This window comes from Spirulina sp. CCNP1310, from assembly GCF_034932185.1.
GTDB lineage: Bacteria > Cyanobacteriota > Cyanobacteriia > Cyanobacteriales > Spirulinaceae > Spirulina.
Genome location: NZ_JAYGHW010000092.1, coordinates 17734 through 41044, shown reverse-complemented (window position 1 = coordinate 41044; position 23311 = coordinate 17734). Strand labels below are relative to the sequence as shown.

Annotated in this window: 19 protein-coding genes and 1 pseudogene; 14 read left to right on the top strand and 6 right to left on the bottom strand. The window is 43.9% G+C overall.

Going from position 1 to position 23311, the window contains the following annotated elements; all coding sequences use genetic code 11:
- The first annotated feature begins 83 nt into the window (after positions 1-83).
- Positions 84-1664 carry a DUF4041 domain-containing protein gene (locus VB712_RS16650; protein ID WP_323256751.1) on the top strand — a complete coding sequence of 527 codons (1581 nt, stop codon included), beginning with the start codon at positions 84-86 and terminating at the stop codon, positions 1662-1664.
- Positions 1665-1694: 30 nt separating this feature from the next.
- Here the strand turns inward: VB712_RS16650 and VB712_RS16645 are convergent.
- Positions 1695-1813 (bottom strand): annotated as a pseudogene (locus tag VB712_RS16645) (IS4 family transposase); the annotation flags it as partial.
- Between the two features lie 194 nt (positions 1814-2007).
- Between VB712_RS16645 and VB712_RS16640 the strand changes: the two are divergent.
- Positions 2008-3555: a glycosyltransferase gene (locus tag VB712_RS16640; RefSeq protein WP_323256749.1), complete on the top strand. Its 1548-nt coding sequence runs from the start codon at positions 2008-2010 to the stop codon at positions 3553-3555.
- A 72-nt stretch (positions 3556-3627) separates the two neighbouring features.
- Complete coding sequence (locus tag VB712_RS16635) at positions 3628-5238, top strand: hypothetical protein (protein WP_323256747.1); 1611 nt, start codon at positions 3628-3630, stop codon at positions 5236-5238.
- Between the two features lie 50 nt (positions 5239-5288).
- Here the strand turns inward: VB712_RS16635 and rfbD are convergent, their stop codons facing one another.
- The 4 genes from rfbD to VB712_RS16615 all read right to left on the bottom strand — a co-directional run bounded on the left by rfbD (position 5289) and on the right by VB712_RS16615 (position 8033).
- Positions 5289-6179 (bottom strand): dTDP-4-dehydrorhamnose reductase, encoded by an 891-nt coding sequence (gene rfbD, locus VB712_RS16630; protein WP_323256745.1) that lies wholly within the window; start codon positions 6177-6179, stop codon positions 5289-5291.
- Positions 6176-6742 carry a dTDP-4-dehydrorhamnose 3,5-epimerase gene (gene rfbC / locus VB712_RS16625; protein ID WP_323256743.1) on the bottom strand — a complete coding sequence of 189 codons (567 nt, stop codon included), beginning with the start codon at positions 6740-6742 and terminating at the stop codon, positions 6176-6178. Before rfbC ends, rfbD begins: the two co-directional genes overlap by 4 nt.
- Positions 6733-7623: a glucose-1-phosphate thymidylyltransferase RfbA gene (gene rfbA / locus VB712_RS16620; protein ID WP_323256741.1), complete on the bottom strand. Its 891-nt coding sequence runs from the start codon at positions 7621-7623 to the stop codon at positions 6733-6735. The genes rfbC and rfbA overlap by 10 nt, the downstream gene beginning before the upstream one ends.
- Positions 7624-7907: 284 nt before the next feature.
- Positions 7908-8033, bottom strand: a complete 126-nt coding sequence (locus VB712_RS16615; protein WP_323256739.1) for a hypothetical protein — start codon at positions 8031-8033, stop codon at positions 7908-7910.
- A 65-nt stretch (positions 8034-8098) separates the two neighbouring features.
- Here VB712_RS16615 and mnmA point away from each other — a divergent pair, with 65 nt between their 5' ends.
- From mnmA to aroF, 7 genes are all read left to right on the top strand, one after another.
- Entirely contained in the window at positions 8099-9157 is a 1059-nt protein-coding gene (gene mnmA, locus VB712_RS16610) for a tRNA 2-thiouridine(34) synthase MnmA (protein WP_323256737.1), read from the top strand.
- 189 nt (positions 9158-9346) lie between these two features.
- Entirely contained in the window at positions 9347-9832 is a 486-nt protein-coding gene (locus VB712_RS16605; RefSeq protein WP_323256735.1) for an allophycocyanin, read from the top strand.
- A 96-nt stretch (positions 9833-9928) separates the two neighbouring features.
- Positions 9929-10414: an allophycocyanin subunit beta gene (gene apcB, locus VB712_RS16600; protein ID WP_323256733.1), complete on the top strand. Its 486-nt coding sequence runs from the start codon at positions 9929-9931 to the stop codon at positions 10412-10414.
- 177 nt (positions 10415-10591) lie between these two features.
- On the top strand, positions 10592-10795 hold the full coding sequence (locus VB712_RS16595) for a phycobilisome linker polypeptide (protein WP_323256732.1): 204 nt from the start codon (positions 10592-10594) through the stop codon (positions 10793-10795).
- Between the two features lie 245 nt (positions 10796-11040).
- Positions 11041-11310, top strand: coding sequence for a 30S ribosomal protein S15 (gene rpsO, locus VB712_RS16590; RefSeq protein ID WP_323256730.1), 270 nt, complete (start codon positions 11041-11043; stop codon positions 11308-11310).
- Positions 11311-11327: 17 nt separating this feature from the next.
- Positions 11328-11801 (top strand): PAM68 family protein, encoded by a 474-nt coding sequence (locus VB712_RS16585; protein WP_323256728.1) that lies wholly within the window; start codon positions 11328-11330, stop codon positions 11799-11801.
- Positions 11802-11928: 127 nt separating this feature from the next.
- Entirely contained in the window at positions 11929-12987 is a 1059-nt protein-coding gene (gene aroF / locus VB712_RS16580; RefSeq protein WP_323256726.1) for a 3-deoxy-7-phosphoheptulonate synthase, read from the top strand.
- Between the two features lie 193 nt (positions 12988-13180).
- Here the strand turns inward: aroF and VB712_RS16575 are convergent, their stop codons facing one another.
- Positions 13181-14956, bottom strand: a complete 1776-nt coding sequence (locus tag VB712_RS16575) for an ABC transporter ATP-binding protein (RefSeq protein ID WP_323256724.1) — start codon at positions 14954-14956, stop codon at positions 13181-13183.
- A 343-nt stretch (positions 14957-15299) separates the two neighbouring features.
- Here VB712_RS16575 and VB712_RS16570 point away from each other — a divergent pair, with 343 nt between their 5' ends.
- From VB712_RS16570 to VB712_RS16555, 4 genes are all read left to right on the top strand, one after another.
- Positions 15300-18755 carry a hypothetical protein gene (locus VB712_RS16570; RefSeq protein WP_323256722.1) on the top strand — a complete coding sequence of 1152 codons (3456 nt, stop codon included), beginning with the start codon at positions 15300-15302 and terminating at the stop codon, positions 18753-18755.
- Positions 18752-20908, top strand: coding sequence for a hypothetical protein (locus VB712_RS16565; RefSeq protein WP_323256721.1), 2157 nt, complete (start codon positions 18752-18754; stop codon positions 20906-20908). Before VB712_RS16570 ends, VB712_RS16565 begins: the two co-directional genes overlap by 4 nt.
- A 451-nt stretch (positions 20909-21359) precedes the next feature.
- Complete coding sequence (locus tag VB712_RS16560) at positions 21360-22055, top strand: DUF3120 domain-containing protein (RefSeq protein ID WP_323256719.1); 696 nt, start codon at positions 21360-21362, stop codon at positions 22053-22055.
- 93 nt (positions 22056-22148) lie between these two features.
- The gene (locus tag VB712_RS16555; RefSeq protein ID WP_323256717.1) at positions 22149-23138 is read left to right on the top strand and encodes an adenylate/guanylate cyclase domain-containing protein; all 990 of its coding nucleotides are present in this window, start codon (positions 22149-22151) and stop codon (positions 23136-23138) included.
- The last annotated feature ends 173 nt before the right edge of the window (positions 23139-23311 follow it).

Sequence of the window (23311 nt, the reverse complement as noted above, 5' to 3'; positions counted from 1 at the left end):
TAGTCGCTTTGATGGTTGCCACAGTCAAGCGTCCTTCACTCTCTCAATTTCTTGAATTTTTTACTGTCTAGAGAATAATTAGAATGGCTTACCTGTTTTTTCTGTTATCCTGCGTCTGTGTCGCAGGTTGGTTTTTAGCATTCCAAAATCTCGAAAGCGTCAAAAAAGAAGCTTCCGACACTAAAAAACGCCTTAGCGAAGAGGCTTCCAATATTAAAAAACGCCTTAGCGACGTTGAAACGAGATTCAAGAGGCTTAACATTGCCTATGGTGATCCCATTTCCAGAGAAGATAAACTTCAAAAGCTAAATTCAGAAATCAACAGTCTTGTTCAAAAAATCAAGACATATCAAGGTATATTATCAAGAGCCAAGAACATTGCCGAGCTTGATCATGAAATTGAAAATCTGAATTTAAGCATCAAGACATATCAAGGTATATTATCAAGAGCCAAGAACATTGCCGAGCTTGATCATGAAATTGAAAATCTGAATTTAAGCATTGAGCAACTTCGACAGAAAGGGAAAGCGGAGCGAGAAAACCTGTCTTTTGAAATTTCATTGTTAAAAGCGGAATTTCAAGCTCTTGAAGAAAAAAATATCATCGAAGGATCTGGATTTTATGAATCAAAATATGATTTTCAAGAGTCTGAATTTTATAAAAATCGATTAGATGAAATTCGCTCCCAACAGAAACAAATGATCAAAAATAAAATAGCGGTTATTTGTCATACATCTTGGACAGTCCAAGGGAGTGAGAAGCAAGGCAAAAAAATGACCGATGATTTTATTAAACTTGTTTTGCGGGCCTTTAATGGTGAGTGTGATGCTGCGGTAATGAAGGTTAAATACAACAACATTCAAACCATGGAAAATCGTATCCAGAAAGCCTATGACAGCTTGAACAAGGTATCTGTTTCAACACACTGCGAAATTACAGCTAACTTCCTGAATTTGAAATTACAAGAACTCTATCTGACCCATGAATATCAAGAGAAGAAACAACAAGAGCAGGAAGAACAGCGAGCAATTCGTGAGCAAATGCGTGAAGAAGAAAAGGCTTTGCGTGAAATAGAGAAAGCCAAAGAGGATGCTGAAAAAGAAGAGTTGCGCTATCAAAAAGCATTAGAAAAGGCACGCAAAGAAATTGAATCGGCCACCGGCAAAGCTCAAGAAACCCTATTAAAGCAGATCGAAGAATTACAGCAGCGCGTGCAAGAAGCCGGAAACAATAAAGAGCGGGCTATCTCTCAAGCCCAAATGACAAAATCAGGTCATGTTTACATCATTTCCAACTTGGGATCATTTGGGGATAATGTTTATAAAATTGGTATGACACGACGCTTAGACCCCGTTGATCGCGTTAAAGAGTTGAGTAGTGCTTCTGTGCCGTTTCCCTTTGATATTCATGCCATGATCTATTCTAAAAATGCACCTGCGTTAGAATCAAACCTGCACAAATATTTTGAACACAAAAGAGTAAATCAGATCAATAATCGCAAAGAATTTTTCAAGGTTTCTCTAGATGAAATTGTGAAAGCTGTCAAGGAAATTGATCAAGAGCTAATCAATGGCAAATCTGAAATTCAATTTACTAAAATTGCAGAAGCTGCCGAATACCGCAAAACCCTCGCCAAGGAGAGCGATCGCCAAGATTCACCTTGAACAAAACCAGACTTCCCCACCATACCAGATAGCACGGCCTCCCCAGACAGTGACAAGTCCAGCAAGATCAACGGTTTTGGCACAAAAGCGATCAGGAAGAGGGCCACAAAAAACAGCCTAGCTCCATGGAACCCAAAATGGGGTTGCAATTGTGCTCAAATTTTGCTACCCTTGCTCACGAGAGTTTATTTTTTGGTCGTAATCACTTCCATCAGAACCTCTCTCTACATCCTTTTAAAGCTTAATGATATTAACCTCAAACCAATTTAAATTTTTCTAGTGTTATCTTTTGAAAAATCATTGTCGAGAACAACAGATTAAAAAATCAATACCCATAATTTCCATGAATACTGAACTTTATTCTAAAAAACAAAATTTGCTTGCATCAAACATCACAGTATCCGCCAACAACAATAATAAACGTATTGGCATACTCATCGTTGCTTACAATGCCGTTTCAACCCTTGCCAAAGTATTGAATCGCATCCCTGAAGATGTATGGAATAATGTTGAAGAAGTTGTCATCTTCGATGATGCCAGTCAAGATCATACCTATGAACTCGGATTAGGCTATCAACAAAAAGCAAAAGTTCATAACCTAAAAATCTTTCAAAACCCTCAAAACTTAGGCTACGGCGGCAATCAAAAACTAGGCTATCAATATTTTATTGAAAAAGGATTTGATGTTGTCGTTTTATTACATGGCGATGGTCAGTATGCCCCAGAAATACTAGCTCATTTATATCACCCACTCGTGACAGACCAGGCCGATGCCGTATTTGGTTCTCGGATGATGACACAGTACGGAGGAGCAATCAAAGGAGGAATGCCCCTCTATAAATATATTGGCAACAAAATCCTAACTCAGTTTGAAAATTGGTCACTGAATATGAATCTCACAGAATTTCATAGTGGCTACCGTGCCTATAGTATAGCCGCATTAAGTCAACTCGATTTTTCTGCCATGACCAATGATTTTCACTTTGATACAGAAATCATTATCAAACTAAACCATCATCATTTTAGAATTCACGAAGTTCCCATTCCAACTTATTACGGCACAGAAATCTGTCATGTGAATGGATTGAAATATGCGAAGGATGTATTTCGCTCAGTCATTCGCTACAAACAAACAGTTCGCTCAATCAGAAAACATCCCGAATATCAAGAATTTTTTGTTAAATATCCTTTTAAGGAGAGTAAATATTCTAGCCACTATCTTTTCTCGCGTCTCGTGGGATCTGGACATCGAGTTTTAGATATCGGATGTGGCCATGGATTTCTTGCCGCAACATTATCTCATCACAATCAAGTATCAGGAATTGACATTCTTGTTAAGCCAAAAAATATTGATACTTTCCAATATTACATTCAAGCCGATCTGCAAAAAGGATTATCTGAAGCTTGGCATCGATTAGGCTATTCTAGCAACACAGTTCAATCTGATCTCCCGGAAGAAAAATTTGATACAGTTCTTTTGCCAGACATTCTAGAGCATTTATATCATCCCGAAAAACTACTCAAAGACTGTCAAAAAGTTTTAGATCACCACGGACGACTGATTGTTTCAGTCCCTAACGTTGCAAACATTACCGTGCGCCTTAGTCTTCTCTTTGGATCTTGGAATTATACCGAACGAGGAATTCTTGATCGTACTCATTATCGTTTCTACACCCGCAAAACAATCAGAAAGCTTCTAGAAGAAAATGGCTATCAAGTCATCAAGGAAATGATGACAGTAATGCCGATTGAATTAGTATTGGGCCTACATCCCCGAAATAAAATAATGATTTTATTGAATCGTATTCTTGCTTTCTTTACTTATCTTTTTCCTAAACTATTAGGCTATCAGTGTATTGTTGTTGCACGTCGGGATTTCAAAAAAGAGTAGTTAATTTATAATCCCCTCCTCATTTTTTGCCATCCAATAACACCCTTTGTATCATACTTTTTTGAATATCCTATGAACTTTTTTGAATATCCTATGAACTCCCAAATTCAGTATAAGGATAAAGTTCGATTCTCTATCATTCTTAGTCTGGTTTTTTTCAGCCTAGCTTTTTTAGGCATTTTAAATCATGAAATGTGGCGAGATGAGCTTCATACTTGGCTTGTTGGCCAAAAAAGTGAATCTCTATTAGATCTGATTTATCAAATGCGATATGATGGGCATCCTAGCCTTTGGTATATCTGTGTTTATGGACTAACTCGGATTACAAACAATGCGATCGCCATGCAGATTTTTCACGTCCTGCTGGCAACAGGATCTGTTTATTTAGTTAGTTTGTATAGTCCTTTTACCCGCCTTCAGATTGTTTTATTTAGTTTTGGCTATTTTCCTTTCTTTGAATATGCCTTAGTGAGCCGCAGTTATGCTCTGGGAATACTACTAACCTTTTGGTGTTGCAAGCTAATCACTGATCGCCGCCGCAACTATTTTGCTATTTCGATAACACTAGCAGCAATGGCAAATGTTTCATTTTATACTTTAATTGTCGCATTTTCAATACTCTTAGGCTTAAGTATTGAATTGATCATTTGGCCTTGGTTACAAAAAGAAAATTCTCAAAATCAAATGTTAAATAGTTCGATTTTGGAACAGCGAAACAATCCAAAACTCATCATATACCTGGCAATAGTTATTTTAGGCATAGCCATTGCATTGGCTCAAATGCAATTTCTTGCTCCTGCTGATCGTGCAAATGTTCAAGGTTGGCTTTTTCATTTTGACATTAACCGATTAGCATCTAGCCTAGCAATTTTATACAAATCCCTTGTTCCAATTCCTGCATTAAAAGTGAAATTTTGGCATCAATATATTATCGGTATTTGGGGGCAAGCTCCTTTATTTTTCCCATTACTTTGCTTCTCTATTTTATGTTTGATTCGTAACCCTATTACACTGCTGATTTATCTCTCTACCTTAGGTACTATATTAATTTTCAACTATACGAAATATACTGCATCGGCACGCCATTATGGTCATGTTTGGATTGTATTTATAGCGTGTCTATGGATTGCCAAGTATTATAGAGTCTTTTTTTCATGGGAATTTTTAGATCAAAAGATTGATCGATTATTTAATTTTTTCAATTTCAAATTATCTACTTTTGAAAAACAAAAAGAAGCACTAATTACAGGTTTACTGGTTTGCCATTTTATTTCTGGTGTTTATGCCTGGGGGATAGATTTAGCCCATCCTTTTTCTACTGCTCAAGAAGCTTCACAGTTCATTAAAACAAAAGATGTGCAAGAAGATTTTTTCCTTTCTGGTTTTCCGGATTGGTGGGCTGCAACATTTCCTGCTTATCTACATCAAGAAATCTATTATCCTAATCGCAATGAATTTGGAACATTTGTTTTATGGGATAACAAGCGTGAACCCATTACTATGGAAGACGCGGTATTTAGAGTTCAAGAAGAAGTTTCTCGCCGTAGTCAAAATTCTCTATTCATTGCCAATACTCCTCTATCTATTGAAGAGTCTTCTGACCTTTCGCTGCTTGCAACTTTTAAAGGGAGTATCGTTGGTGATGAAGATAGCTATCTGTATTTGATAAAAACTAAAAAATGATTTTTGAAATATTAGAAAATTAAGCTAGAAGAGTTTTTCTGCTGACTGATCTATGGTCGATCCATCAGGCTCAAAGTTTGAAGCATTTTATACAATGCTGCTTGCCAATGGCAAGGGGTGATTGCTAGCTGCTTCCAAGTACGAGATTTATCCAATACAGAATAGCTGGGACGCTTGGCTAGGGTGGGAAATTCCAGGGTGGAAATCGGCTGCACAGGTACAACTCGATCCAGCAAATTTAACTGACAACCATATTGTTGTACTGCCACGGCTAAATCATACCAACTCGCAACACCCGCATCAGTAAAGTGATAAATGCCTTGTACATCTTGAGCGATGCATTGCCACAGAGCTTCAGCTAAAGTGTCGGTTGCAGTGGGTGTACCGACCTGATCCACGACCACTCGCACTTCATCTCGGGTCTTCATCAGCCTCAGCATGGTAGACACGAAATTGCGGTTGATGACGCTGTACACCCAGGCAGTCCGAACAATGAGGCTCTGCTCTCCGAGGATATGCAATATTTGTTGCTCTCCAGCGAGTTTACTCTCACCATAAACACTGAGAGGGTTAGGCATATCGTCCGGTTGATAGGGACTTGAGGCTTTGCCATCAAAAACAAAATCTGTGGAAATATGTAATAAGCGTCCTCCCACTTTATCCACAGCTTGTGCTAAATAACTAGGGGCATCTCCATTGATGGTAAAGGCTAAATCGGGTTCCTTTTCTGCTTGATCAACAGCCGTATAAGCGGCTGCATTGATGACCCAATTGGGTTTGGCTTCAGTGATTAGGTCAATGACGGTTGCGCGATCGCTAATATCCAACTGCTGACGGTTGAAGGCTTGAATTTGCACTTGGGGGGGAGCGGTTGCCTTTAAAGCCTGCCCTAATTGTCCCCCAGCCCCTACAAGTAGAACGGAAATAGAGGATTGATTCATGAAAATTTTGGGTAATAGGGAGGGAGTTGAGCAGATTTTATGTCAGCGAGATAGGGGGCTTGGGCATCTTTATTTGAAAGCTCTGGGTTGCTAATTGGCCAAGCTATACCGATATCAGGATCATCCCAGCGTAAATTCATATCCGTTTCTTTGTGGTAAAAATTTGTACATTTATAAGTAAGTAATGCTGCATCACTCATGACACAAAAACCATGGGCAAATCCTTCTGGTATCCAGAGTTGACGTTTATTTTTTGCTGAGAGGGTTTCGCCGACCCATTGCCCAAAATTAGGTGAACCGACTCGTATATCTACTGCCACATCAAAGACTTCTCCTTGCAATACAGAGACTAGTTTTCCTTGAGGGTGAGGATACTGAAGGTGCAGACCCCGTAAAATGCCTCTCCGAGAATAGGATAAATTATCTTGTACAAACTGCGGCCCAATACCGTGGGCTGCATAGCGATCGCATTGAAAAGTTTCCACAAAAAATCCTCGGTTATCGTAATATACCTTGGGTGAAATCAGTTTCACTTCCGGCAATTGAGTTGATATTACTTCCATGGTGTAATTATTGCTAATAATTGGGATAAATAGTTACCATAGCCATTTTTGGCTAGTTTATCTGCCATCACGGCTAGTTGCTCTGAAGTAATCCAACCCTTGTGGTAGGCAATTTCTTCTGGACAGGCCACTTTCAAGCCCTGGCGATGCTCAATGGTTTGAACAAACTGGGAAGCCTCCAATAAGCTATCATGGGTTCCGGTATCGAGCCAAGCAAAACCACGACCGAGTAACTCTACCCGTAACCTACCTTGTTGGAGGTAGACTTGATGTACGTCGGTAATTTCTAGTTCGCCTCGGGGTGAGGGTTTAATCTGCTTGGCAATGTCAATGATGTGATGGTCATAGAAATATAGCCCGGTGACAGCATAATTAGACCGTGGATGTTGAGGCTTTTCTTCAATCGATAATACTTGCCCTTGATGATCAAATTCCACGACTCCAAAACGTTGGGGATCTTTGACCGCATAGCCGAAAATGGTCGCTCCACCCTGACTATTCGTGATATTAACGGCGCGATGTAACTGTGTGCTGAAGCTTTGCCCATAAAAAATGTTGTCCCCCAAGACTAAACAAACTGTATCTTCACCAATGAAAGATTCAGCAATCAGAAAGGCTTGGGCTAATCCTTCGGGTTGGGGTTGAATAGCGTAGCTGAGATTTAATCCCCACTGATGCCCATTTCCGAGGAGACGCTGAAAACTTTCTTGATCTTGCGGGGTGGTAATGACCAAGATTTCCCGAATATCAGCAAGCATTAAGACTGATAGGGGATAGTAAATCAGGGGTTTATCATAGACGGGTAGCAGTTGTTTAGATGTCCCCAAAGTGATGGGGTATAGACGACTACCTGAGCCTCCTGCCAATACAATACCTTTCATTCCTTAAATTCTCATCACTGTTATTAATACTAATCGATGAAAGCCCATTCGGCGGGTCGTCATTTTTAATTTCTACGCGGCTCTCGTTACAGTAAGGGCTTTGGCGCTGATCAGCTTGACAAAAATTTTATCACTTGAAATTATAAGGGTAAAAGGCTATTGAAAAAGAAAGATTAAGAAGAAGCGAGAGAACGCAGCATCCAGTGAATCATCACATCGATTGCTCACTCCGCAACTTCCGGTAACGGTTTGTCGTTCCTACTCAATCGGTGATGGGGATTGAGCTACCCCAAGGTCTGCTCCACCCTCCAACGGTTCGTCACTACATCTCCTCGATATCCCGCATCCACCAGCGGCGATGGGTGTGCGATCGCAGCTTGGATCAAATACCAACTGAACAAATAAGCCATAATGAAGGGTGGATCGCGTCTCAGCGTATCTAGATCAACACCGTGAATTTTGACAGGAAACGACAATGAGCAAGGTAGTCGTCGGACTTTCGGGGGGCGTGGATAGTTCAGTCACCGCTGCCCTCCTTCATCATCAAGGCTATGAGGTGATTGGCCTTACCCTTTGGTTGATGAAAGGTAAGGGGCAATGCTGCTCTGAAGGGATGGTGGACGCGGCGAAAATTTGTGAACAACTGGATATCCCCTATCACGTCGTTGATAGTCGGGATCTGTTTACTGCGGAAATTGTTAACTACCTCGTTTCTGGCTACGAAGCGGGAATCACCCCCCTGCCCTGCTCCCAATGCAATCGCGCCGTTAAATTTGGCCCGATGCTCACCTATGCCCAAACGGAATGGGGGTGCGATCGCATCGCCACCGGCCACTATGCCCGCATTCAATATGATCCGGGGAGCGATCGCTACCAACTCCTCCGCGCCCTCGACCTCAACAAAGACCAATCCTATTTCCTCTACGACCTCACCCAGGAAATGCTGGCCCATACCCTGTTTCCCTTGGGGGAAGTCACCAAAGAAGAAACCCGCCGCCTCGCCAACCAATACCACCTCACCACCGCCGAAAAGCCTGAAAGCCAAGATCTTTGCCTGATCGAGGCCCATGGCTCCATGCAAACCTTTCTCGATCAACACATCACCCCCAAACAGGGGGAAATCGTCACCCCCGACGGCCAGGTACTGGGAACCCACAGCGGCATCCACCATTACACCATCGGCCAACGTAAAGGTTTAGGGGTTTCTGCCCCCGACCCCCTCTATGTGATGAAACTCGATCCCGTCATGAATCGTGTTATCGTCGGCAGCCGGGAAGAAGCCACCGAGCCGGAATGCACCGTTACTCGCCTTAATTGGGTCTCCATCCCCGCCCCCACTGCCCCCTTCCAATGCTTTGGCCGGGTGCGCTACCGCTCCCCCGCCGTCCCTGTTACAGTGATCCCCCTTGGGGATGACCGGATCAAACTCGTCTTTGATGAACCGCAATTTGGCATCACCCCAGGGCAAGCAGCGGTGCTGTATGAGGGCGATCGCCTCCTCGGTGGCGGCATTATCGAGCGATTTCCCCAATAAATCCGCCCCTGATCCTCAAAAATGAGCAAAACGTTACAAAATATTAACGATTAACAACGAACGTCAACGCCATGCCGCAAAATGAATCCGGTAAGGTTCCTGTCGATTCCGTCGCAGAACCTCGCCTATTTTATAAACACCAGTTTAAGCATTAAACCTGGTTAAACTTTTTTGGAGGAATCCTAGAGAATGAGTATCGTCACGAAATCCATCGTGAATGCCGATGCAGAAGCTCGCTACCTCAGCCCCGGTGAGCTAGACCGCATCAAAGCCTTCGTTACCAGTGGTGAAACCCGTCTGCGCATCGCTCAGACCCTCACCGAATCCCGCGAGCGCATCGTCAAAGAAGCTGGGGACAAACTGTTCCAACAGCGCCCTGACGTAGTTTCCCCCGGTGGAAACGCTTACGGCGAGGAAATGACCGCCACCTGCCTGCGGGACATGGACTACTACCTGCGCCTGATCACCTACGGTGTGGTTGCTGGTGATGTCACCCCCATCGAAGAAATCGGTCTGGTTGGAGTTCGTGAAATGTACCGCTCCTTGGGAACCCCCATTGAAGCCGTTGCACTGAGCGTTAACAAAATGAAGGAAGTTGCTTCCGGAATGATGTCTGCGGATGATGCTGCTGAAGCTTCGACCTATTTCGACTATGTTGTCGGTGCAATGCAGTAGAACGGGTGACTCGCTGGCGGTCTCAAACCCCTAGCTCCCGCTCCATTGCTTGTGAAAGACTCTATAACTTAATCGATCCAGACCTAGGAAAAAACGATGCAAGACGCAATTACCGCTGTTATCAACTCTGCTGACGTTCAAGGCAAGTACCTTGACAACTCTGCTTTAGAAAAGCTCAAAGGCTATTTCCAAAGCGGTCAACTCCGTGTCCGCGCCGCTAGCGTAATCAGCGCCAACGCCGCCGGAATCGTTAAAGAAGCTGTGGCTAAGTCCCTGCTGTACTCTGACATCACCCGTCCCGGTGGTAACATGTACACCACCCGTCGTTATGCTGCTTGCATCCGCGACTTGGACTACTACCTCCGCTATTCCACCTATGCGATGTTGGCTGGCGATCCTTCCATCCTCGATGAGCGCGTGCTCAACGGTTTGAAAGAAACCTACAACTCCTTAGGTGTACCCGTGGCTGCCACCGTGCAAGCCATCCAAGCCATGAAAGAAGTCACCGCTAGCTTGGTCGGTGCTGATGCTGGCAAAGAAATGGGCGTGTACTTCGACTACATCTGCTCTGGCTTGAGCTAACAACAGCGTCGGGACTTGTTCCGATTGATGACAACAGTTCGGGTGGTTAGTCAGTGAGTGCTAGAGAAAAAGCTTGTCTATCTGGCTCAAGATGAGTTTTGACAATCTAGTATTGACTGACCAACCCTCGGACTTTGCCATATCAAAAACATTTTTCACAAGCAGGAAAACTGACCTATGCGTATGTTCCGCGTGACGGCTTGCGTACCAAGCCAAACCCGTATCCGGACTCAGCGAGAATTACAAAATACCTACTTTACTAAGTTAGTACCCTACGATAATTGGTTCCGTGAACAACAACGGATCATGAAAATGGGGGGAACTATCCTCAAAGTTGAACTCGCCACGGGTAAGCAAGGCACGAACACTGGCTTAAAATAAGTCGCTTTGGGCCTTGAAACCCTGGACGGTCATCCCCGCGATGACCGTTTTGCTGTTTGTATCGGGCGGAGGCGATCGCGCTTCGTTTTCATACCAGGATCCCCCCGGCTGCGCCGACCCCCTTAAAAAGGGGGTGTACTCTTGAACCCCCCTTTTTAAGGGGGGCAGGGGGGATCTTCCCCTACCCTCGTGAGAGATGATAGAATGATCAATCTCTGTTGCAATCGATTAATCCCCTTGAATTCATGACCATTACCCAAGAGCGCAAACAACAACTGATTGTTGAATACCAAGCCCACGACACCGACACAGGTTCCTCGGATATCCAAGTGGCGGTTCTTACGGAGCGAATCAACAACCTCACCACTCACCTCAAAACCAATAAAAAAGACCATTCCTCTCGACGGGGCCTGCTCAAACTGATTGGCCAACGGCGGCGGTTGCTGAACTATATCCAAACCCATGACTATGCTCACTATCAAGCCTTGATCGGCCGTTTGGGCATCCGTCGCTAACCTTTATCTGTTGGATCATGCCTGAAGAATCCTCCCGCACAAATCTGCCCTTTGAACCGCGCAAAAAGCGGGATAAAAAAGCTAAACGCCCCGCCCCGAATCCCCCTCAAGTCAGTGCCGCCAGTCGGGAAGCTGCCTCCCTCTCTGCCATTCCTGATGTTGTCAGTCGGCGGATGATTCGGCGCATGGCTTTGTTTTGTGGCGTTCCCTCTGGCTTGGGAATTTTGAGCTTTTTTATCTTTTATTGGGTGGTCAGCCATGGTTGGTTTGATGTTCCCCCCTATGGGGTGTTTGTGGCAACCTTGGGGCTGTTTGGCTCTGGTGTGGTGGGTTTGAGCTATGGCATTTTGTCTACGTCATGGGATGAAGACCGAGTGGGGGGCTGGTTCGGTTGGCAGGAATTTACCCTCAATGGTAAGCGTCTGTTTGAGGCCCTGCGGGAGGCCCGGCGCACGGCGAAGGCGGCCAAGCAGAACCCGGATCTCTCTTAACATCGTGGAGCGGGGCGATCGCCCCCTGCGATTGTAAAGCAATATCACAGCCTGTTTGCCCCGCAGCAATGCCACAATAGGCTTTAACTGTTCTCTTATTTGCAAGTAATACAGGAAGGATTACATCATGATTGTTGTGATGCGTGTGGGTTCACCGGAAGCTGAAGTGGATCGCCTTTGTGAAGATTTTGAAGCCTGGGGCTTAACGCCGGAGCGGATTGTCGGAAAACATAAGGTGGTGATTGGCCTCGTGGGAGATACCGCTGATTTGGATGAGCAACAGCTTCAAGAGCGTAGCGAATGGATTGAAACGGTGTTGCGGGTGGAACGGCCCTACAAGCGGGCGAGCCGCGAGTACCGCCACGGCGAAGCCAGTGAAGTTTGGGTCAGTACCCCCAGCGGTAAGGTGGCCTTTGGTGAGCATCACCCTGTTGTGGTTGTGGCTGGCCCCTGTTCTGTGGAAAATGAAGAGATGATCATTGCCACAGCCCAGGCGGTGAAAGCCTCTGGTGCGAAGTTCCTCCGGGGTGGGGCCTATAAGCCCCGTACCTCTCCCTATGCTTTCCAAGGCCATGGCGAAAGTGCTTTAGGCCTGTTAGCGGCGGCCCGGGATGCTTCTGGGTTGGGCATTATCACGGAAGTGATGGATACCGCCGATGTGGAGAAGGTGGCGGAAGTGGCGGATGTGCTCCAGGTGGGAGCGCGAAATATGCAAAATTTTGCCCTCTTGAAAAAGGTGGGGGCGCAGGATAAGCCGGTGCTGATCAAGCGGGGGATGTCCTCCACGATTGATGAATGGCTGATGGCGGCGGAATATATTCTGGCGGCGGGGAATCCCAATGTAATTCTCTGTGAACGGGGTTTGCGGACGTTCGACCGCTCCTATACCCGGAACACGTTGGATATTGCCGTTGTGCCGGTGCTGCGATCGCTCACCCACCTACCGATCATGCTCGACCCCAGCCATGGCACGGGTCGCTGGGAATATGTCCCGGCAATGGCCAAAGCCTGTATTGCGGCGGGGACAGATTCGTTAATGATTGAAGTCCACCCCAACCCGGCTAAAGCCCTCTCCGATGGCCCCCAATCTCTCACGCCGGAGCGGTTTGAGCGGTTGATGACGGAGTTGGCAGTCATTGGTAAAGCGGTGGAGCGTTGGCCGTTGCCGGAGCCGGTGTTGGTGTAGAATCCCCCCCTGCCCCCCTTAAAAAGGGGGGGTTAATTCAACCCCCTTATTAAGGGGGTCGGCGTAGCCGGGGGGATCCTGGTATGGAAACGAAGCGAGATCCCCCCCTGCCCCCCCTTAAAAAGGGGGGGTTCTGAAATTTAACCCCCTTAAAAGGTTCTGAAATTTAACCCCCTTAAAAAAGGGGTTTTTTTTATAGGCCTGCCGGGATGGCGGCGATCAGTTGTTTGGTGTAGTCGGTTTGGGGGTTGGTGTAGATTTGGTCGGCGCGATCAATTTCTTCGATTTTGCCCTTATTCATCACCATGATGCGATCGCTCATAAACTTGACCACGCTTAAATCATGGGAAATAAAAATATACGTCAAGCCAAATTCCCGCTGTAACTCCTTCAATAGGTTCAACACCTGAGCCTGTACCGACACATCCAACGCCGAAACCGATTCATCGCAGATAATAAAGCGGGGATTGAGGGCTAAAGCGCGGGCAATACAAATCCGTTGCCGCTGCCCCCCGGAAAACTCATGGGGAAAGCGGTTCATCATCCCCGGATCCAGTCCCACCCGCTCCAACAGATAGGCGGCCCGATTGCGATAATCCGCCTTTGTTTTCCCCTGGCCATGGATCTGTAACGGCTCCATAATCGCCTTCCCCACCGCCATACGGGGATTGAGGGAATTGTACGGGTTTTGAAAGACGATTTGCATTTGGTGGCGGAGGGCTTTCAGGGCCGCGCCTTGAGCGTGGGTGATATTTTGGCCATCAAAATAAATACTACCGGCCAGTTCCGGCGTGAGGCGCAATAGGGTTAGGGCTAAGGTCGATTTACCACAACCGGATTCCCCCACTAACCCTAAGGTTTCCCCTGCGTAAACCTCAAAGGAAAGATCATTTACCGCCATAAAATAGCGGCGTTCCCAACCCAGTACGCCCTTAATGGGAAAGCCCACGGTGAGGTTTTCCACCCGGAGCAGGGGCTGGCGGGCGAGAGGCTCCACGGGGGGTGTGGGTTCGTTGATCACCTCAGTGCTGCGATCTACCTTCCCCGCCAGGAAATCCGCCACGGTGGGCAGATAGCTTTGGGAAACATCGAGGCGGGGGCGACAGGCCAGCAACCCTTGGGTGTAGGGGTGTAGGGGTTGTTGGAAAAGGGTCTGGACGCGATCGCACTCAACAATTTTCCCCCGATACATCACCGCCACCTGATCCGCCACCTCCGCAATCACGCCTAAATCGTGGGTAATAAACACCAAAGACATTTGACGGGAGCGGCATAAATCCGCCAACAGTTGCAAAATACTGGCCTGCACCGTGACATCTAAGGCCGTGGTGGGTTCATCGGCAATTAAAAGGGTGGGATTACAGGCGATCGCCATTGCAATCATCACCCGCTGCTGTTGTCCCCCCGATAACTCATGGGGATAACGCTCTAAAATCTCCCGCTTCTGTGCATTCACCCATTGCATCCGTCCCCAATCATGGGTTGCCATCTCTGTGGCTTGGGCTTGGAGCGCGTCATCCTGGGGTAAAAGCCGGACTTCCTGAAGGGCGGCGATCGCCCGTCGTCGCGCCTCAGATTTCCCCACCTGCTGATGCAAACGAATCGCCTCCGTCAATTGAAAACCAATCGTAAACACCGGATTGAGGGAACTCATCGGGTCTTGAAAAATCATCGCCACCGCTTTACCCCGATAGAGACGGCGCTGCTCCTCCGGCAACCTCACCAAATCCACCGGCTCACCCTCACTTTCACAAAACCAAATTTCCCCCTCAGTAATCTGCCCCGGCGCAGGAATCAACCCCAAAATTGCCAAAGCTGTCACCGATTTACCCGAACCCGATTCCCCCACAATCCCCAAGGTTTGGCCCCGAGGCAGGGTAAAGCTAATGTCATCGACCGCTACTGTTGTTGTCGTGCTGCTGGGAAACTGAATGCAGAGATGGCGCACATCAAGAACGGGCTGGGTCATGGGGGGACGGCAATGAATTTGGCCGATTTTAGCAAATTTTTTAAGAAGGGGGGGGGAACAAGCAACAAGTCGTCAGTTGGCAAGAGGTGTAGCTTAAGTTAGGCAAGTTTACCTAACCCAAGGGCAGCCGCTTCTGCTTTATATCTCTTAGCCCTTTCTACCAAGCTGAGGAGAAGGGGAACCCCAACCTACGATATATTTTTTCTTAATCTTTTCTTTATGAAAATTCCCTCTGCAATGGCAATTCATGAGTGTTTTTGTGATAACCTAGTATAGTCTTTAACCTATACCTTAACTTCAATATTGAATAAACATTGAGAAGCCGAGGTAAAAATCCAAAAACATGAAAAAAGTACTTAGCGAATACTGTTGTGGCGAATTAAAATCAGGGCTGCTATTATTAAGTATGCCAACCGGATTTGGAAAAACACACAGCGTTCTTAATTTTATTTATGAACACTATGAAGAATTTGCTGCGCAAAATCGAAAAATTCTTTTTATAACAAATTTAAAAAAGAATTTGCCAATTCAGGATCTTAAAGAACGATTTATTGCGAATCAAAAAGAAGAAGAATTTGATCAACATGTTCTATTCATCGATTCTAACCTTGATGCAATTAAACAAAATTTACTGAGTGTTAGTAGTGAAATTCCTGAGCAATTCAAAAATCCAACGTATTCCAAACTTCAATCTTATATTCAAACACTCTCAAACCCAAAAAATAAACTCCCTAAAGAAGTTCAATTATCTCTTAAATCTGAAATCAGAAAACAAATTGAGCCTGAGTTTCGGAAATCGATCACAGATTCTCTAGATAAGTTCAAAACAAAAAAAGAGCGATTAAGTGCAATCAAGGATGATCCGCATTATCAATGGATTGGAAAGCTTTATCCTGCTGTATTTACTGATGAACGCACAGTTTTGTTTTTGAGTATGGATAAATTTTTTCTGAAGAATACAACACTTATTGAGCGTTCGTATCATTTACACGTATGTGACCGTCTGATCAAAAATTCTCTTATTTTTATTGATGAATTTGATACAACTAAAGATACTGTCCTCAAGAATATCATTGACTCAGGGTTACAACATCGCATAGATCTTCTTAATTTATTTTTAAGTATTCATAATCATCTTGTACAAAGTGAGTGCCCTCAAGGATTAATCAAAGAATCAATGTGGCGTAAGAATGCTCAAACCACTTCTAAAAAAAATTGGCCATCACTACCACAAATAATTGATGAACTTCGTGAAAAAGCAACAGCAATATTCAGTAGGTATAATCTTCAGCATACATGCAAGTCACATGAAGATTTTTCAACGAAGAAAAGAAATTTCCTGTTCTATGACTATCAGTTTCATTCTGTTCTGGATGCTCACCATAAGTCGATCAGAATTATTGCTGACTTAGAAAATTGCTCAAATTGGATAACGGCTGTTGAGCCTAAATCCCAAAAAGTTGGTGTAGATATTCGTTCACTACTCAACGAAATCTCAGGTTTTTTGAGCTATTTTCAAAGAGGAATTGGCTATCTAGCCCATAATTATTGTCATTTAAAACAAGAAAATGAATTAATACGAGAAACTTTTCCCCTTGAGTTGGCAATACGAACTGTCCTCAATCATTTTCGTCTTGATAGTGAAAATGTGGCATTTTTAACAAAAAACATTATGGAAGGCAATATGCCTTATGGCATAGGATCAGAAAAAAGCACTCTTGAACGTCAAAGCTTCTACGACAACGGTTTTCGTTATTATGACATTGTTGATAGCAATGAGCACGATACATTGTCAAAAATTTATATGTATAACTTTAACCAAACACCAGAATCGTTTTTGGTTAACGTGTGTTCTAAGGCAATGGTTGTTGGCATCTCTGCCACTGCGGGACTCTATACCAACATTGGAAACTACGATCTTGAGTATTTGAAAGCACAATTAGATAGTACATTTGTGCGATTAACAGGCAAAACTCTTGACAGACTAAAAGATGCATATAATCAGTCAATTGAGGGTTATGATAGTATCTCAATTAACACAGTATTTTGTAAAATTGACTGTCATCAACAGGCTATTGATGAACTTGAGCATCTTCTTGATGATCAAGAAGCAGCACAAGCCCTCTGGAATAAACTGCAATACACTAATTTGGAAAAATCCCGCATTGAGAATGTTTTTTGTCGATATGTTCGTACTTTAACTGCGTGGAAATATTTTTTAGAACATCGGGACTGTCACGCATTTCTCTCTCTTTTTAATAAATTTCCTAAATGTGGAGATTCCTTGTTCGATCTAAATGTTTTTCACGAGTATGCAAGTCTCTTAGTAGAGAAAACGAGTGATGTAGCGAACGAAGACATAACAGATATAGTCGTCGTACTCAGCAGCGAACAGTTTGAAGAAAATAAGGAAAAACTAACTCATGAACTAGCACAGGGAAAACGCAGATTTATCATTTCTACTTATCAAACTATCGGATCAGGTCAAAACATCCAATACCCGATTCCTCAATCTTTAAATCCTATACATATTAATAAATTTCCAAAACGAATTGAAATGGATATTAACGGGATATACCTTGATCGTCCAACGAATCTTCTTGTAAATATCTATGACAATGACATTGACAATCAAAGCTTCATAAAATATATTTTTCAGTTAGAGTTTTTTGTTGAAAATGGTGCTATTTCTCCCAGGATTTTCAAAAACAAACTGAATGAAGCTTTTTTTCGTTATGTTGGAAGACAGAGGTACAACCGAAGTGCTGAAGATTATAGTAATCTGTATCAAACTGATGCTTATGCGCGTTTCGTGAATAAAATAATCATTCAGGCTGTAGGGCGAATATGCCGGACAAATATGAAAGCTCAAACTATTCATATTCTTGCTGATGCATCAATCCAAAAACATCTTGCTCGTGTTTCTCTACCGGAGGATGTTATTACAGTTCATGAATATGATACTCTTCTCGAATCTGCGGGGAAATATACAGAACAAGCTGATCAGTGGATTGAAGCACAAAATCGCGCATCATCACGGAGTAATCGGACAACGGCGTATATCCAGCGACAATTGAAAACTCCTTGGACACCAGAAACTGTGGCAGAATGGCAAGCTCTTCGAGAACAGGTACTTCGTCAACCAGCAGTTTCAGAAACAGATTCATATAACACAAACTGGGGAAACATTTATGTTGAATTGCCAGAATCTTCATGTTCATATCGTTACTCCGAACAAAATGACTACAGAGATATAGAAATCTTCTTCTCTGAAGAGTATGGTGAAAAAGAAGTTAGTGAGCGTTCAGCCCGTCTTGCTGAATTAATGGAAATCAAAATATTACGCGATCTATTTACGAAATCTGGATGGGCAACAAGTTTTCCAAAATCTAAACATATTTTGACACCACCGATGTTCAACAATATTTATAAAGGAGTATTGGGTGAAGTCAGTGGAAAGCATATCTTTGAGTATTTTTTAAACATAAAGCTTTCAGAATTAAGTGTGGAGGAATTTGAATGTTTTGATTTTAAAACAGATCAAGGTAGCTATGTTGACTTTAAACTCTGGAATGATCATGTTGCTGTTGATGCTGAAAAATCACTTAAAAAAATTCATGAGAAAATGGAACGTATTAATGCTTCCAGAGTGTTCATCGTCAACATACTTGGAACTCAAAATACAAATTTTTTCCCTGTAATTTCAAATGAACGAGTTATCGAAATTCCATATCTCTGCCAAAATGGTAATATCGATAATAACGTAATAACATTTCTTCTCAAGGAGTTTTGCACATGAGTATTCATACAAACAAGCTAAAAATTAATTTTGAAATTGATGCCATTCAAAAAGACTTTGTATTTATTCGTTTCGTGCGAACTGATCGTAAAGGTAATTGGCGAGGAGCTGAACAATTAGATAGTTTAATAGGTGAAGATTATCAAGCAGATGCTGTAATGTTTCAGTATGGGAAATATGCCTATGCAATGTTCAAGAAAAAACAAATAGAGCAAGTGGGTGTATATAACTTTGTTTCTCGTATCAAATCTGATGATAAATTTAATGAAAGTATCGTAACTGAGGTGCTTCCAAAAGCTTCACAACATGGTACTGCTGACTGTATTTGTGAAGCATGGCTTGCTCAAATTCTTTTAAACTCACTTTCTTCATCACGCTCAAGATTTGCTCAATATCACTACTGTAACCTCACTGGCTCATTGCTGCTTGTACCTGATATCAAACCCAAAGACTATCTTGATGTGGCAAAAATCGTGATCAATTCTGATTATTTGCTTAATGTTAGTATTGTTCGCTATCGCAAGGAAGTTGCTGTTCTTTCTGAGCTAAAAAAGACAACTGATGAAAAACGGAGAAAAGCTCTGCAAAATTCTCTTAGTGGACCAAACTATATTTTTCAAGAATCCACTGGCAGTCTCCGGAGACGTTTGCCTCGTGATGGCAATATTGATAAAAAATTAGTCTATGTTCAATCAGGGTTGCAAAACAAAAGAGCGTCAATCCCATTTCTTGATTTTGGTAGCGTTGATACTTTCCAAAAAAGTCGTGCTGGCATATTACATTCTGTTCTCAATAATATCAAGAATCGCTTATCAAAGTATATGAAAGTTGAGTTGTTGTCACGAGATCCTGAGCATATAATTGAACTCAAAAATTCTCTACTGAAGAACCCAAGTCAATTATATGTACAACTCGATAACCAACCGATCCGGATAGTTGACAGAGTTAATAGTGAAGAATCAGTAAAACTGATAAGTTCACTGAAAGACTCCCTTGCCCAATACATTACAGACAGCAAACTTATTACCATAGGAAAACGAGATAAAGCAGGATCTCTTAATTTCCGAATCATTCATAATGCTCTGTATTATGAAAAAATGGGATGTGAAGATGAATATCTTTTATCAACCCATGAGTTCCAACGCCAACATATTACTGTTGAGTCAATAGTGATCGCAACTGATGCTATCGTTAAAACCATTGTTAAAGAATTACTCATTAAACGTGATATTGGTTTAAAAAAGTTAAGCTTGTTTGATTGGAGTAAACTAAAGTCTCTTAAGAATTGGACTTTTGTAACATGTCATGAAGAGGAAAACAAGTTTATTTTTATGGAAATTATGCCTGATGGCCAGTTTGAATTTCGAGAGTTGGATGGAACATCACTCTTTGGGCATCAACAATATCAGCATTATGTTGATTTAATCTATGAAAAAAAACAAGACGAACGTAATCTTACTTTTGAAGGACTTATTGTTTCAGAGGAAAATGATATTAACCTTATTTTTCGCACTGATGAAATTAGTCTTCCTAATCTTCATGAAATTGAATCCATTCTTCAAGAACTTGAAACTGATCTTCCTGAAAACATGCAATCTGGAGAAATTTTAGCTGAAGTAGTAGAAGAATTTTCTCAAGAAAACCCAAAGCTTAATTCTGATAAGCTGAAAGCCTTTTCATCACAACTTCACAAGATCGGGAAGCAAACCCTTTCAAAGAGTGAGTTGAAGTCATTAATTGCTCAAAATTTAGGAACAAAGAGGCAAGGTAAAGATGCCAATATCACAACAGAAGCTAAGTCTTTTATTGACTTTCTTTTGACTAAATATTATGTTCGATTGAAATTTCCACAGGATAATCAAAGTAAAGATGACTTGTTCGATGCATCGCTGAACATTAAGTATTTTGGTGAGACAGAAACAGAAGCATATTATTTTGTTGGAGATAAGCGTAATAATGTGAAATTTTCTTTCAAAGATGCCTGTCATATTCGTAAAATTGTTGCAGTGAATGGCTCAAAATTGGTATTTCGAGAAATTTTGCCAACGATGGATGTTGATTTTGTCCGTACAGGGCAGAGTACGGTGATCCCTTTTCCGTTTAAGTACATCAGGGAGTACAAAAGCCTTGATAGCGGAGTACAAAAGCCTTGATGGCGATTGAGTGATATAGTAGAGCACAGGTATTAATGAATTGCCTTTTATGCCTGTTCTACACAAACAAGGCTGTCAAACTCCCAATTATTTCTGTCATTATTTCGTGACGTGGCAGAACCAAGTGCTGAACTGCTGGAGGGCTACTACCTCCATGCACCCGTAGAACTGCATTATCCATAGGGGCTGCGTTTGGTGTGGGGGCGAAAAATTTTTGTGCCTCCAGCAGGCTTACGCCAACGCCCCTAGAGGGGGAGGCTTTGCACAATTGGCGATTCTCTTGGGATGCACCAGTTTTTCCAGTTTGGCAATTATGAATGACTGCCCCTAGGGGGGATATGCTCTAAAAGTTGATGGGGTAAGGGGTAAAAACCATTGCCCCTTTGAATCGGTCGGATAAAAACATGTTATCTTAATTAAGGTAAAGATTTGCAACGAACCGGCCACACCCTTGTTTGAACTGACTTGGTTTTTTTTAGGCGTTGAGGTTGAATCTCCCGCTCCTACCCGCCGCAGACCTTGGCCCGCCTTTGGTTGGGCTTGCTTCCTCGTTTCGATCCCGGTGTTTCTCCAAGCCCCCCTGGTGCGGAGTTTTCCCTGGGTGAGCTTAGGTTGTACGCTGCTGCTCTGGTTGGCGGGGGTGTGGCTGGGTTATCGCTATCCCCAACGGTGGTGGGGGGATTTATTACAGGGGTTTAGCTGGAGTTGGCTGGCGGGTTCGCTCTATTGGGGTTGGTGGCGCAGTGAGCCATTACTCCATTTGCCCATTGAAGCCCTGGCCCTCCCCCTCGCCCTCTGGGGCCTCTATACCGGCGTGGGCAAAGTCGGCCATAGCTTTTACCTCGGTTCCCTGGTGGGAACGGCGATCACCGATGGCTATTTTTACCTCACGGATTTGATCCCTTACTGGCGACAGGCGATCAACGCTCCGCCGGAGAATATTTCCATCCTATTGCGGGAAGCCGTGGCTAAAATGGAAACCCCTTGGGGCCTGGGTTGTGCCGCAACGCTGGTGACGCTCCTCCTGCTGATCGGTTGCCTTCCCCTCAAAACCAACAGTCCCGCCACTTGGGTATTTAGTGGCGCGGTGTTGAGTACCTTACTGGTGGATGGTATTTTTTGGGCTTCGGTGTATTTGGTGCTTTGACGGGCGGGGTGAAAAAATCAGGCCGTGGCATTTTGCAAATCCCCCCCTAAAATACAGTTAAATCCCCCAACGTTGCCTAGCGAGATTTTCTGTATGCCTTCGGGAGTTATTCCCTATCTACTGTTGCGCACTGCCAATGGAAAACGCTATCTCCCCTTGGTCGGGCGCAACCATTGGACGGTAGGCCGTGGCGCAGAAAACCATTTTGTGATCCCCGATCGCTGGATTTCCCGCAACCATGCGATGTTGCAATATACCGAAACGGGGATTTTTTATCTGATTGATTTAGGCAGTCGCAACGGTACGTTTATCAATGGGCGGCGGGTGAATGTGCCGATGGTGCTGACCCATAGCGATCGCGTCACCTTTGGCCAAAGCGAACTCCACTTTTTCAACCCAGGGGAAGAGGAGCCGGCCGTGCTGGGGGAAAAAGATACCCAAACTTCTGTCCTCCATGTCCGCCGTCTGATGTCGGTGTTGGTGGTGGATATTCGCAACTTCACGGTGTTAACGCGCAAAATTGATGAAAAAATTCTTTCCCAGTTGATTGGCGATTGGTTTCGCCAGGCGGGCAAAATTATTCGCGATTCCGGCAGTTGGGTGGATAAATATATTGGCGATGCGGTGATGTCGATTTGGTTCCATGGAGAGCAGGCGATCGCCAAGGATGAGGTGATCCAAATTTTCCAAGCGGTGAGCGATCTCAACAAAATGACCGCCGATTTGGGCAACCACTACACGCTCCCTTTCCCCCTGCGCATTGGTGTGGGGATTAATACCGGCTATGCGATGGTGGGCAATACGGGGACGGGCGATCGCCCCGACTACACCGCCATTGGTGATACCGTGAACGCCGCTTTTCGTTTAGAATCCTGCACCAAACAGATCAAGCACGACATCGCCCTTGGGGAAACCACCTATAACTATCTCGCCGGTCTAGGTCGCGCCCAGCAGCGATTTACCGAATACACCGTATCCCTCAAAGGCTACGAAACCCCAACGATCACCTATGCCTCTAGTTTTGAAAACCTCGATAATTTCCTGCTTGATAAATTGTTGTGGGACAACAACGTCATCGAGTAGAGGCGGCAACTGTTCGCCCCCACGGGCAACCGGGTTTTAATGTCGGCTGACCCATCACCGATTAAAATCAACATTCTGCTGTGTCTGATTTAAGAGGGTGCATCAGCCGTGAGCTACTCTTTTGGATCGTGAATCCATCTGATCCACCTTACAGACAACGCACCCTTTAGCCC